General features: G+C 61.5%; 10 protein-coding genes and 2 rRNA genes. 9 read left to right on the forward strand and 3 right to left on the reverse strand.

The window, feature by feature from the left end:
* The 4 genes from GM676_RS14420 to GM676_RS14435 form a co-directional block, all read left to right on the forward strand.
* A 23S ribosomal RNA gene (locus tag GM676_RS14420) occupies positions 1 to 119 on the forward strand; the annotation flags it as partial.
* 82 nt (positions 120 to 201) lie between these two features.
* Positions 202 to 314: ribosomal RNA gene (rrf, locus tag GM676_RS14425) — 5S ribosomal RNA — on the forward strand.
* A gap of 122 nt (positions 315 to 436) precedes the next feature.
* Positions 437 to 1,801 carry a L,D-transpeptidase Cds6 family protein gene (locus GM676_RS14430; protein WP_155464351.1) on the forward strand — a complete coding sequence of 455 codons (1,365 nt, stop codon included), beginning with the start codon at positions 437 to 439 and terminating at the stop codon, positions 1,799 to 1,801.
* Complete coding sequence (locus GM676_RS14435; RefSeq protein WP_229262694.1) at positions 1,801 to 3,015, forward strand: L,D-transpeptidase family protein; 1,215 nt, start codon at positions 1,801 to 1,803, stop codon at positions 3,013 to 3,015. Before GM676_RS14430 ends, GM676_RS14435 begins: the two co-directional genes overlap by 1 nt.
* Before the next feature lie 42 nt (positions 3,016 to 3,057).
* On the opposite strand, the gene GM676_RS14440 is transcribed toward GM676_RS14435, so the two are convergent.
* A complete protein-coding gene (locus GM676_RS14440) occupies positions 3,058 to 3,603 on the reverse strand; it encodes an acyloxyacyl hydrolase (protein WP_155464352.1) in 546 nt (181 codons plus the stop codon).
* A gap of 94 nt (positions 3,604 to 3,697) precedes the next feature.
* Here GM676_RS14440 and GM676_RS14445 point away from each other — a divergent pair, with 94 nt between their 5' ends.
* Complete coding sequence (locus GM676_RS14445) at positions 3,698 to 4,594, forward strand: NAD(P)-dependent oxidoreductase (RefSeq protein WP_267875605.1); 897 nt, start codon at positions 3,698 to 3,700, stop codon at positions 4,592 to 4,594.
* On the opposite strand, the gene GM676_RS14450 is transcribed toward GM676_RS14445, so the two are convergent.
* Positions 4,586 to 5,779, reverse strand: coding sequence for a M20 aminoacylase family protein (locus tag GM676_RS14450; RefSeq protein ID WP_155464353.1), 1,194 nt, complete (start codon positions 5,777 to 5,779; stop codon positions 4,586 to 4,588). The two genes, GM676_RS14445 and GM676_RS14450, sit on opposite strands and share 9 nt — an antisense overlap.
* 125 nt (positions 5,780 to 5,904) lie before the next feature.
* Here GM676_RS14450 and GM676_RS14455 point away from each other — a divergent pair, with 125 nt between their 5' ends.
* From GM676_RS14455 to GM676_RS14470, 4 genes are all read left to right on the forward strand, one after another.
* Positions 5,905 to 7,983: a molybdopterin-containing oxidoreductase family protein gene (locus GM676_RS14455; RefSeq protein ID WP_155464354.1), complete on the forward strand. Its 2,079-nt coding sequence runs from the start codon at positions 5,905 to 5,907 to the stop codon at positions 7,981 to 7,983.
* A 9-nt stretch (positions 7,984 to 7,992) separates the two neighbouring features.
* Positions 7,993 to 9,120: an aminopeptidase gene (locus GM676_RS14460; RefSeq protein WP_155464355.1), complete on the forward strand. Its 1,128-nt coding sequence runs from the start codon at positions 7,993 to 7,995 to the stop codon at positions 9,118 to 9,120.
* Between the two features lie 165 nt (positions 9,121 to 9,285).
* Complete coding sequence (locus GM676_RS14465; protein WP_155464356.1) at positions 9,286 to 10,977, forward strand: long-chain-fatty-acid--CoA ligase; 1,692 nt, start codon at positions 9,286 to 9,288, stop codon at positions 10,975 to 10,977.
* Positions 10,978 to 10,979: 2 nt separating this feature from the next.
* Entirely contained in the window at positions 10,980 to 12,650 is a 1,671-nt protein-coding gene (locus GM676_RS14470; protein WP_155464357.1) for a long-chain fatty acid--CoA ligase, read from the forward strand.
* Here the strand turns inward: GM676_RS14470 and GM676_RS14475 are convergent.
* Positions 12,647 to 12,925, reverse strand: coding sequence for a hypothetical protein (locus tag GM676_RS14475; RefSeq protein WP_155464358.1), 279 nt, complete (start codon positions 12,923 to 12,925; stop codon positions 12,647 to 12,649). The genes GM676_RS14470 and GM676_RS14475 overlap by 4 nt on opposite strands.
* Between the last annotated feature and the right edge of the window lie 26 nt (positions 12,926 to 12,951).

Below are 12,951 nucleotides of genomic sequence, written 5' to 3' on the forward strand. Positions count from 1 at the left end.
TTCCCAGAGCCTTGAGCTCTTTGAAGGGTCGTTCGAGACCAGGACGTTGATAGGTCAGGTGTGGAAGTGCAGTAATGCATTAAGCTAACTGATACTAATTGCCCGTACGGCTTGTCCCTATAACCTTGACGGTTATACGCATTTACTCTTGATGAGTTCTCCCTAAGTTCTTTACTTCTCCAGATTGTTGCCAAGTCAAAGCTTGATGACCATAGTAAGTCGGTCCCACCCCTTCCCATCCCGAACAGGACCGTGAAACGACTCTACGCCGATGATAGTGCTGCAACCAGTGTGAAAGTAGGTTATCGTCAAGCTAGTTATAAGCCGAGAAGGCCCGCTCTGTGAGCGGGCCTTTTTGCGTTTGGCGCAACAAGCGATTTTGATCTGCGGAAATGAAGGTGTACCATGTCTTCTTTCGCGCCAGCATCAAATCTCAATGAAAAATAAGACAGCCCAAACAATGCTGTACTGCGCATTGGCATTGGTGGCCTGGGCTCCTGCCCACGCAGACGATTATGCCGATGTCAGCAAGCTGGCCAAGGCCGGCAAAGTCGTCGAAGCCCTCAATAAGACCAATGAATACCTGAGCAAGCACCCATCCGATCCGCAAATGCGGTTCATGAAGGGCGTGCTGCTGACTGAGCAGAATAAATCGGAAGAGGCGATCGCCGTCTTTACTAAACTAACCGAAGATTACAAGGATCTGCCGGAGCCGTACAACAACCTGGCCGTGCTGTATGCAGCCAATGGCCAGTACGACAAGGCGCGCGTGGCGCTGGAAAAGGCGATTCGCACCAATCCGAGCTATCAGACCGCCTACGAAAATCTCGGCGATATTTACGGCAAGATGGCTAGCCAGGCTTACGATAAGGCGCTGGCATTGGGCTCCGCCACCGCAGTGCCGGCCAAGTCCAAGCTCACCATGTTGCGCACGTTTTCGACCAGCACCGGCGGCAAGTTTATAGGCGCGGAGACGGCGGTGGCGCAAGCCCCTGCACCAGCGCCAGTTGCCGCACCTGCCGCCGCGCCGGCGCGGCCGGCCGCCAGCACGCAGCCGCCTTTGATTTCGCAACTGCCGCCGCAGAATCCGGCACAGGCCAATGCGCCGCAGCGGATTCCTGCGTTGTCGGTATCTCCTCCGCCGGCGACCGCGCCTAAAGTTGCGGCGACGGTGGGACCGATTCCAGCGCCTGCTACGGTCGCGGCGAAGCCTGTGCCAACGCCTGCTCCAGTGGCTGTGGCGGCGCCAGCTCCAGCGCCTGCCAAACCAGCGCCTGCCGCCGTCGTTGCCGCGGCGCCAGCAGCGGTCAAGGTAATGCCGACCCCGGCACCTGCGCCTGCTCCAGTAAAAGTGGCGGCCGCGCCTGCACCAGCGCCGGTTGCGCCACCGCCAGTCAAGGCCGAACCGCCGAAGCCTGCCAAGCCTGAGCCTGAAAAGGTCGCCGCCAAGCCGGATAACTCCGAGCGCGATGCGGTGATGGCGCAGGTGAATGGCTGGGCCAAGGCCTGGACGTCGCAAAACGTCGACGCCTATCTCGGTTACTATAGCCAGCAGTTCGAACCGCCCAAGGGCGCGACGCGCAAAGCGTGGGCTGACGAGCGCCGCGCCCGCATCGAGGGCAAGGGCCGCATCCGCGTGGAAGTCGCCTCGCCCGAGGTGAAGGTAGATGGCAATACAGCCAGGGTCACTTTCCGCCAGACTTATGAGTCCGATCGCCTGACCGCGCGCAGCCGCAAGACGCTGGTGCTGGTCAAAAACGGCGGAAAATGGCAGATCAAGCAGGAAATCTCGGGTAACTGATGTCTCACTCACTTTTGCGTAAATGGGGTGTTCTCGGCGTGGTCCTCTTCAGCCTGATGGGAGGGGAGTTCAGCTACGCCGCAAAAAAGCCGGCGCGGGCGCCGGTTGCCCGTAAAGCCAATCCGGAAGAGCTGCTCAACGATATTTACAAAGAGCTGGCGACACACGACCTCGGCGCGGCGCAGCGCAAGGCCGATGCACTGGTCGAGGCCTATCCCAATTTCCGTCTCGGTCATTTGATCCGAGGCGATATTCTGCTGATGCACACGCGCGCGGTGACCGATCTGGGCGCCGCTGTGCCGGCCGGTTCGGAAGCCAAGCTGGCCGATCTGCGGCGCGAGGCGGCGGTGCGCTTGCAGGCCGAGCGTCCGGCACCCACCTTGCTGCCACGCGCGCTGCTGCAAATGCGCAAGGATCAGCGGCACGCGCTGATTGTCGACGCCAAGCATTCGCGCCTTTACCTGTATGAAAACACCGGTGATGGCCTGCGCCTGATGCAGGACTTCTACGTCAGCCAGGGCAAGCTGGGCATCAACAAGCTCAAGGAAGGCGATATGCGCACGCCGGTGGGCGTGTATTACCTGATCGGCCGCCTGCCGGGTGTGAAGTTGCCAGACATGTATGGCAAGGGCGCGCTGCCGCTCGATTATCCGAACGACTGGGACAAGGTGAACGGTCGCAGCGGTTCCGGCATCTGGGTGCATGGCACGCCGCCGGAGACCTTCAGCCGGCCGCCGCTGTCGACCGACGGCTGCGTGGTGGTCAGCAACGACGATCTGAATTTCCTGACGCGTACGGTGGAAATCGGCAAGACGCCCATTTTGATTGGCGACCAGGTGGAGTTCGTCAGCAGGGAGCAGCTGGAGAAGGATTTGCGCCAGGCCGCCTCGCTGGTGGAGACCTGGCGGCGCGATGTGGAGAACCGCGATGATGCCAGCCTGAAGTCGCTGTATTCGGCGCGCTTCAAGTCAGCGGCGGATGAGGATATCAATACCTGGCTGGACAAGAACCGCTACATCCCGAGCGCCAAGAAGATCAGCGTCACGGTCAGCGATCCGAGTTTCTTCCGCCAGCCTAGCCAGGAAGAGGTCATTGTCAGCAATTTCACCCAGCAGATCGTGATCGGCAAGTTCCGTCACGCGGTGCGCAAGAAGCAGTACTGGGCCAAGGAAGGTAAGAACTGGAAGATTGTGGCTGAGTCGAACGTATCGTAACGCCGACTCAGCATGGGTCCCGCCTGCGCGGGGCGACGTGCATCAGAAGTGGTACGCAGCTTTCAGCTCGACGAAGTTCACGCCCGAGTTTGGCTTTTTGTAGCCGCCGTTCGAGAAGTGTTGCAGCTTGAGCGCCACTTCCCAGTTGTTGTTGAACACGTAGCCGGTGGCGATGTGGTCGCCGAACTGGAAGTGGGTCGACAGGCGGTTGTCGCTGTTGTTGTACAGCTTGGAGAACATGTGCACGCCGATGCCGCCTTCGTAGTACAGGCCCTTCTTGTTGTCGTTCTGGAAGCGGAACACCGGGGTGAAGCCGATGTCCCACAGCTTCTGCTCAGCGCCGACCACGTTCTTGTAGCGGTTTTCCTGCCACACGCCGGTGCTCAGTTCCCAGTAGCCACCCAGGTGGGTGCCGTTCGACTGGAACCATTTGTTGTCCCAATCCTTGGCGGCGTTGAAGCGCACCATTTGTACGTGCTCGCCGGCGCCGACGTCGACCGACACGGAGTCGACCAGTTTATCATCCGCAAACGCGCTTTGAGCGACGACCAAGGCGGCGGCAACCGCGATCATTTTTTTAGTGAACATAGTATCCTTGCAATGTAAGTGCTGTATTTTTTCGATTGTTATACGGCTAACCCGAGATTGTACCGGGGTTCGGAAAATAATTCTTGGAGCGAAATTGTCTACGCAAATTACCTTCTTAGGCATAGGCTTGATGGGGGAGCCGATGGTGCGCCGCTTGCTGGCGGCCGGCCATCCAGTGACGGTCTGGAATCGCACGCACGCCAAGGCGCAGGCGTTGGCCGCTGCCGGCGCCCGCGCTGTCGAGGATCTGGCCGAGGCGGTGCGTGGCGCCCCCATCGTGATCTCCATGCTGGAGGCCGGCCCGACCGTGCGGCTGGTGCTGGACGCGGCCTTGCCGGCGCTGGCGCCGAACGCATTATGGATCGACATGAGCTCGACCCAGCAAGCCGAAGCGCAGGCCTTCCATGCCGAGCTGACGGCGCAAGGCCGGCGCTTTATCGATGCGCCGGTGTCGGGTGGTGTTGGCGGCGCGGCGGCCGGCACGCTGGCCATCATGGCGGGCGGAGTGGCGCAGGATTTCGCCGAGGCGGAGCCGGTGCTGTCAGCCATGGGCCGCGCCACGCTGGTCGGCCCGGCCGGCAGCGGGCAGGTGGCCAAGCTGTGCAATCAGCTGATCGTTGGTGCAACCATCAACATTGTCGCGGAAGCCATGTTGCTGGCGCAGGCGGCGGGTGCCGATCCGACGGCGATGCGCGCGGCGATACGCGGCGGCTTTGCCGAGTCGAGGATTCTGGAAGTGCATGGCCAGCGCATGCTGGAGCGGAATTTTGTCGCCGGCGGCAAGGTCACCACGCAGCTCAAGGATCAGCGCAACATCCTGGCGGCGGCGGAAGCGGCCGGCATTGTGCTGCCGCTGACGGAGCTGGTGACGGCGCGCTACATGACGCTGTCCAAAACCATTCCACAGGCCGATCACTCGGCCGCGCTGATCGGTCTTGAACAGCTGAATCCGGGGCGCCGCGTCGGCACGGCCCCGGATCAATTAGGCTAAAGGCAGGCTGGCTTCCACCAGCTTGACCCAGAAGCTGGCGCCCACCGGCAGCAGGTTGTCGTTGAAGTCGTAGCTGCCGTTGTGCAGCACGCATGGACCGAGGCCGTGACCACCGGCGCGGTGGTCACCCTCGCCATTGCCGATGAAGATGTAGCAGCCCGGTTTGGCTTGCAGGAAGTAGGCGAAGTCTTCCGCCGCCATCGATGGCTCGGTCTTGTCGTCCACCTTGTCGGCGCCGACCACGGACTTCATCACTTCCACCGCAAAGCGGGTCGCTTCCGGATGGTTGATCAGCGGCGGGTAGTTGCGGCGGAACTTGAACTCCACTTCCGCATCAAACGCGGCGGCCGTATTCACGGCGATCTGTTCCATTTGTTTTTCCAGCCGGTCCAGCACTTCCCCCGACAGGGTGCGCACGGTGCCAGCCATTTTGGCCTCGTCGGGAATGACGTTGGTGGCGGTGCCGGCCTGGATTTGCGTCAGCGACAGCACGGCCGTGTCCAGCGGACTGGTGCGGCGGCTGATGATGGTTTGCCAGCTTTGCGCGATCTGCACCGCGATCATCACCGGGTCGATGCATTTGTGCGGCTGGGCCGCGTGGCCGCCCTTGCCTTTGACTGTCACATAAAACTCGTTACTGGACGCCATCAGCGGGCCTTCGGTCACGCTCATGTGGCCGGATGGGATGCCGGGCCAGTTGTGCATGCCGTAGATGGCATCCATCGGGCATCGTTCGAACAGGCCGTCTTCGATCATGCGTCTGGCGCCGGCGCCGCCTTCCTCGGCCGGCTGGAACACCAGGTACACGGTGCCGTCGAAGTTGCGGTGTTCGGCCAGATGTTTGGCCGCGCCCAGCAGCATGGCGGTGTGGCCGTCGTGGCCGCAGGCGTGCATTTTGCCGGGATGGACCGAGGCGTGCGGGAAGGTGTTCACTTCCTGCATCGGCAGGGCGTCCATGTCGGCGCGCAGGCCGATCGAACGGTTCGAACCGCCGTTCTTGATGACGCCGACCACGCCGGTGATGCCCAGGCCGCGAATCACGGGGATGCCCCATTCGGTCAGCTTGGCGGCCACCACGTCGGATGTACGTTGTTCTTCATAGCAGAGCTCAGGATGGGCGTGCAGGTCGCGCCGGATCTCCTGTAGCTCGGACTGAAATGCAATGATGGGATCAACCAGTTTCATGCTACTTCTCCACTCTTCCGCTATTTCCATTTTCCTAATTGTAGCCCTTGTCCGCAGAGTTAAGCCAGAGCGCACGCAATGGTTTACGATACTGGTTTGAGCAAAAGCTTTATGGATTTTCTGACATGACAACCACACAAGTCCGCGCAGCCTGCCCGCTCGACTGCCCCGACACCTGCGCGCTGCTGGTGACGGTGGAAGACGGCGTCGCCACCGCGGTCAAGGGCGATCCCGACCATCCCACCACGGCCGGCGTGCTGTGCACCAAGGTTTCGCGCTACACCGAGCGCACCTATCACGAAGACCGCCTGCTGTATCCGCTGAAACGCGTGGGCAAAAAGGGCGAGGGCAAGTTCGAGCGAATCAGCTGGGAGGAGGCGCTGAACACCATCGCGGCCCGCCTCAAGCCGATTGCGGAACGCGACCCGGAAGCAATCCTGCCGTACAGCTATTGCGGCACCATGGGGCTGGTGCAGGGCGAGTCCATGTCTTCGCGCTTCTTCAACAAGATCGGCGCCTCGCTGCTGGACCGCACGATTTGCGCGACCGCCGGTTTCACGGGCTACAAATACACCATTGGCGCTTCCATCGGCACCGACATGGAGCAGTTCCAGAATTCGAAACTGCTGATTATCTGGGGCGGCAATCCGATCGCCTCCAACCTGCATTTCTGGACCCGCGCGCAGGAAGCCAAGCGCAATGGCGCCAGGCTGATCGCCATAGATCCCTACCGCTCGCTGACGGCCGAGAAGTGCCATCAGCACATCGCCCTGCTGCCCGGCACCGATGCCGCGCTGGCACTGGGCCTGATGCATGTGCTGATCAAGGAAGACTTGCTGGATCACGACTACATCGCGCAGTACACGCTGGGCTTTGAGCAGCTCAAGCAGCGCGCGGCGGAATGGACGCCGGAGCGCGTGGCGCAAACCTGCGGCATCACGGTCGATGAGGTGGTTGGCCTGGCGCGCCTGTACGGCGGCATGGCGAAGGCCGGCGAGCCGGTGGCGATCCGCACCAACTATGGCGTGCAGCGTGTGCGCGGCGGCGGCATGTCGGTGCGCGCGATCGCCTGCCTGCCGGCGCTGGTGGGCGCGTGGCGTCATCCGGCCGGCGGTGTGCAGCTGTCGTCCAGCGGCTCCTTCCCGACCAACAAGCCCAAGCTGCAACGCCCGGATTTGTTGAAGAAGATCCCGCGCACCATCAACATGACCACCATCGGCGACGACCTGCTGCGGCCTGCATCGCCGGCGTTCGGGCCGCAGGTGGAAGCGGTCATCGTCTACAACTCGAATCCACTGGCGATTGCGCCGGATTCGGACAAGGTGATGCGCGGCTTCCTGCGCGAGGACTTGTTCACGGTGGTGCTGGAGCAGTTCCAGACCGATACCGCGGACTACGCCGACATCGTGCTGCCGGCCACCACGCAGCTGGAACACATCGACGCGCACACCTCCTACGGCCACCTGTACATGATGGCGAATAACGCCGCCATCGCGCCCATGGGCGAGGCCAAGGCCAACACCGAAATCTTCCGCCTGCTGGCGGCGAAGATGGGCTTCGATGACGACTGCTTCAAGGAGTCGGACGACGAGCTGGCGGCGCAAGCCTTCAACGCGCAGGACGTGCGCGCCATCGGCTTTGACTGGGACGCCTTGAAGCGGAAGGGCTGGCAGAAACTGAACATGCCGGCGGCGCCGTTTGCGCAAGGCGGCTTCCCTACGCCGTCCGGCAAGTGCGAGTTCTATTCCGAGCAGATGAAGGCCGACGGTCTCGATCCGCTGCCAAGCTACCTGCCGCCATACGAATCGGTGGCCAGCAATCCGGAACTGGCGAAGCGCTATCCGCTGGCGATGATTTCTCCGCCGGCGCGCAACTTCCTCAACTCCACTTTCGTCAACGTGAAAAGCCTGCGTTCGGCGGAGGGCGAGCCGCACCTGGACATCCATCCGGATGACAGCGCGGCGCGCGGCATCGCCGCCGGTGACATGGTCCGCATCTTCAACGACCGCGGCTCCTTCGTGGCCAAGGCGCGCGTAACGGACAAGGCGCGTGCGGGCCTGGTTGTCGGCTTGTCAGTGTGGTGGAAAAAGCTAGCCACGGATGGCAAAAACGCCAATGAGGTTACCAGCCAACAGCTCACAGATATGGGCCGCGCACCGACGTTTTACGATACACTGGTTCAAGTTGAGAAGGTCTCCGCTTGAAGGTGATGTATGCGCAATATTGCACGCCAAATCCTCCGCACCAAGTTCTGGTTGGCGGTGGCGTGCGTGTCCGCCATGCTGGCCGGTTGCGCGCAATTCAAGTACTACATGCAGGCCGCGCAAGGCCAGTACTCGCTGTGGTCGGACGCCCGTCCGATTGAAGACTGGCTGGGCGACCCAAGCACCGATCCCCAGCTGAAAGCCCGCCTGGAAAAGGCCATGTTGATCCGCAAATTCGCGGTCAAGGAACTGGGCCTGCCCGACAACGCCAGCTACAAGAACTACGCCGCCCTGTCGCGGCCCTTCGTGCTGTGGAACGTGGTGGCGACGCCGGAGCTGTCGCTGCGTCCCATCCAGTGGTGCTTCCCGATCGCGGGCTGCGTCAGCTATCGCGGCTACTACAGCAAGGAGGATGCGATGGCCTACGCCGAGGAACTGCGCAAGGAGCGCGACGACGTCCAGGTGGGCGGCGTGCCGGCTTACTCCACCCTTGGCTGGTTCAGCGATCCGCTGCTGTCCACCTTCATCAACTATTCCGACGCCGAACTGGCGCGCATGGTGTTCCACGAACTGGCGCACCAGGTGGTGTACGTGCCGGGCGATTCGCAATTCAACGAAGGCTTTGCCACGGCGGTGGAAGAGGCGGGCGTGGCGCGCTGGCTGGAGCTGTACGGCACCGATCCGATGCGCGAAGCCTACACGCGCTACAACGCGCGCCGTCAGGACTTCCTGGCGCTGCTGGTGCGGCACCGCAAAATGCTGGCCGATCTGTACGCCGGCAAGACCAGCACGCGCCACAAGCGCGCCGAGAAGGCGCGCATCTTCGCCCACCTCAAATCCGACTACGCCAAGCTCAAGGAAAGCTGGGGCGGCTATGCCGGTTACGACCGCTGGTTTGCCGAGCCGCTGACCAATGCCCACCTCAGCGCGGTGGGAACTTACCACGATTATCTGCCTGCCTTCCGCGTGTTGTTAAAGCAGGAACGAACGTTCGTGCGATTTTATGGTGCGGTGCAAAAAATAGCGACTCTTGATGCAGGTCAACGCCGACAGCAGTTGGAGCTCTTGGGCCGCCCGCCGATGCTCAACGCCGAAAGCGGCAAGGGAGCGCAACCAGACGGCGAAGGCGCGCATTGATGCTGCGTCGCAGCACAAAAAGCCGTTAGAACCTCCGTTCTAATTATGGTTAAATGCGCTTGCGTACGGGCGTCCTGCCCGATAGCATCGCATCATCAGCAAGCTCCCTGACCGGCTCTGTGCGCCGGCCTTACAACGATAAATATTCGAGACAAGAGGCACAGGATGGAGAAAATCTGGTTGAAGTCGTATCCGCCGGGCATGCAGACCGAAGTGGATACCAGTCAGTACCGTTCGCTGGTGCAGTTGCTGGAAGAGTCGTTCCAGAAATATGCCAACCGCAACGCGTATGTCTGCATGGACAAGTTCCTCACCTATGCCGAAGTCGATGCATATTCCAAACGTCTCGGCGCCTGGCTGCAAAGCCGTGGCCTGAAGCCGGGCGCGCGCGTGGCCATCATGATGCCGAACGTGTTGCAGTATCCGATCGCGATCGCGGCCATCCTGCGCGCCGGCTACACGGTGGTCAACGTCAATCCGCTGTACACGCCGCGCGAGCTGGAGCATCAGCTGAACGATGCGGGGGCCGAGGCGATCATCATCCTGGAGAACTTTGCCACCACACTGGAACAGGTGCTGGGCAAGACGCAGGTGAAGCATATCGTGGTGGCCAGCATGGGCGAGATGCTCGGCGGCCTCAAAGGCATGCTGGTGAATTTCGTGGTGCGCAGCGTGAAGAAGATGGTGCCGGCGTTCTCGCTGCCGAACGCGGTGCGCTTCAAGGATGCGCTGTCGCAGGGCGGCGGCATGAAGCTGACGCCGGTGCAGCTCAAGGAGAGCGATCCGGCCTTCCTGCAATACACCGGCGGCACCACCGGCGTGTCGAAGGGCGCGACGCTGACGCACAAGAATATCGTGGCCAACCTGCTGCAAAGCGAGGCCTGGTCCAAGCCGGCGCTGCATGATTCGAACGAGCAGGTGACGATTGTGTGCGCATTGCCGCTGTACCACATCTTCGCGCTGACGGCGTGCGCGATGTGGGGCACCCGGGTGGGCGCGCTGAACATCCTGATTCCGAATCCGCGCGACATCGGCGGCTTCATCAAGGAACTGGCGAAGTACAAGTTCAACATGCTGCCGGCGGTGAACACCCTGTACAACGCGCTGCTGAATCATCCGGATTTTGTACATCTGGATTTCTCGGCGCTGAAGATTTGCAATGGCGGCGGCATGGCGGTGCAGCAGGCCGTCAACGACCGCTGGCTGAAGGTGACCGGCGTGTCCATCATCGAGGGCTATGGCTTGTCCGAAACCTCGCCGGTGGCCACCTGCAACCGCGCCGACAGCAAGGAATTCACGGCCACCATCGGCTTGCCGGTGCCGTCGACCGACATCGCCATCCTGGATGACGACGGCAAGGAAGTCCCGCTGGGCACGGCCGGCGAGATCGCGATTCGCGGTCCGCAGGTGATGGCCGGCTACTGGAACCGCCCGGATGAAACCGCGCGCGTGATGACGCCGGACGGCTACTTCAAGTCGGGCGACGTCGGCGTGATGGACGCCAATGGTTTCGTGAAAATCGTCGACCGCAAGAAGGACATGATTCTGGTGTCCGGCTTCAACGTCTATCCGAACGAGCTGGAAGGCGTGATCGCCGCGCATCCGGGCGTGCTGGAATGCGCGGCGATCGGCGTGCCGGACGAGCACTCGGGCGAGGCCGTCAAAGTGTTCGTGGTGCGCAAGGACCCGAACCTGACCGAGGCCGACCTGATGGCCTACTGCAAAGAACAACTGACCGGCTATAAAAAGCCGAAATACATTGAGTTCCGCGAGGAGCTACCAAAAACCAATGTCGGGAAAATTCTGCGCCGCATGCTGCGCGACGAACCAACCGGCGACAAGAAAAAGGCTGCATAAAGATGGATAAGATTTGGCTGAAGTCGTACCCCGAAGGCGTACCAGCGGAGATTGACAACACCCAATACCGCTCGGTCACCCATTTGCTGGAAGAGTCCTTCCGCAAGTACGCTGACCGCAATGCCTTCGTGTGCATGGACAAGTTCCTGACCTACGGCGAGCTGGATCAATTGTCGGCGAAAATGGGCGCCTGGCTGCAAGGCAGAGGCCTGCAAGCGGGCGCGCGCGTCGCCATCATGATGCCGAACGTGTTGCAGTATCCGGTCGCCATGGCGGCCGTGCTGCGCGCCGGTTATACGGTGGTCAACGTCAACCCGCTGTACACCCCGCGCGAATTGCAGCACCAACTGGTGGACTCGGGCGCCGAAGCCATCATCGTGCTGGAAAACTTTGCCACCACCGTGCAGCAGGTGGTGGCGCAAACCCCGGTCAAGCATGTGATCGTGGCCACCATGGGCGATCTGCTGGGCGGCCTGAAGGGCGCCATCGTCAATTTCGTGGTGCGCAAGGTCAAGAAGATGGTGCCGGCGTATTCGCTGCCGGGCGCGATCTCGTTCAAGAAAGTGCTGGCCGAGGGCGCGGGCATGACGCTGCAACCGGTCAAGCTGGGGCACGATGACATCGCCTTCCTGCAATACACCGGCGGGACCACCGGCGTGTCGAAGGGCGCCATCCTGCTGCACCGTAACGTGATTTCCAATGTGCTGCAAAACGAAGCGTGGCTGCAAATGAAGAGCGGCGGCGAGCAGATGGTGTTCGTCAGCGCGCTGCCGCTATACCACATCTACTCGCTGACCATCAGCGCGTTCATGAGCCTGCGTACCGGCGGCCTGAGCTTGCTGATTCCGAACCCGCGCGATATTCCGGGCTTTGTAAAGGAACTGTCCAAGTACAAGGTGACCGTGCTGCCGGCGGTGAACACGCTGTACAACGCGCTGCTCAATAACCCCGATTTCTCCAGGCTGGACTTCTCGTCCTACAAGCTGTGCAATGGCGGCGGCATGGCGGTGCAGAAGAGCGTGGCGGAACGCTGGCTGAAAGTGACGGGCACGCCGATCATCGAGGGCTACGGCTTGTCCGAAACCTCGCCGGTGGCCACCGCCAACCGCATCGACATCAAGGAATTCACCGGCACCATCGGCCTGCCGATTCCATCGACCGAAGTGGCCATCCTGGACGATGACGGCAACAAGCTGCCGCTGGGTTCGACTGGCGAGATCGCCATCCGCGGCCCGCAGGTGATGGCCGGCTACTGGAACCGTCCGGAAGATACCGCCAAGTCGATGACCAGCGATGGCTTCTTCAAGACCGGCGACGTTGGCGTGATGGATGAGAACGGCTTCACCAAGATTGTCGACCGCAAGAAGGACATGATCATCGTGTCCGGCTTCAACGTCTATCCGAACGAGGTGGAGGGCGTGGTGGCGGCGCATCCGGGCGTGCTGGAAGTGGCTTGCATCGGCGTACCGGACAAGAACTCGGGCGAGGCCGTGAAGCTGTTCATCGTGCGCAAGGACCCCAACCTGACCGCCGAGCAGGTGCTGGACTTCTGCAAGCACGAGCTGACCGCTTACAAGAAGCCCAAGTACATCGAATTCCGCGATGAACTGCCGAAAACCAACGTCGGCAAAATCCTGCGCCGCCAGCTGCGCGACGAGAAAGCTGCCGCCTAAGGCCTTCGAATGCATGCGAGCCTGCGGGCTCGCATGGCGGTAGCCAGACGGGTGCGTACCTCGTGCTCGTGATTGAGGTAGCCTTCCACGTTGGCCTTGCGGGCGGCCTCGGCAAAGTGCCGGTCCTCCGCTTCCTGTAGCCGTTCAAATTCGGCTAGCGACAGCACGACCACCGATGCGTGGTCGGCCTTTTCCACTACCACTGTTTGCGTAAGAGCCTGATGCAGGTAGCGATCGAGCTCGTGCGCGATTTCGACTTCAGACACTTTCAACATACGACACCCCCTGCAAGCCAGTATAG

Origin of the sequence: Duganella radicis (assembly GCF_009720825.1) — a bacterium.
Lineage (GTDB): Bacteria > Pseudomonadota > Gammaproteobacteria > Burkholderiales > Burkholderiaceae_D > Rugamonas > Rugamonas radicis.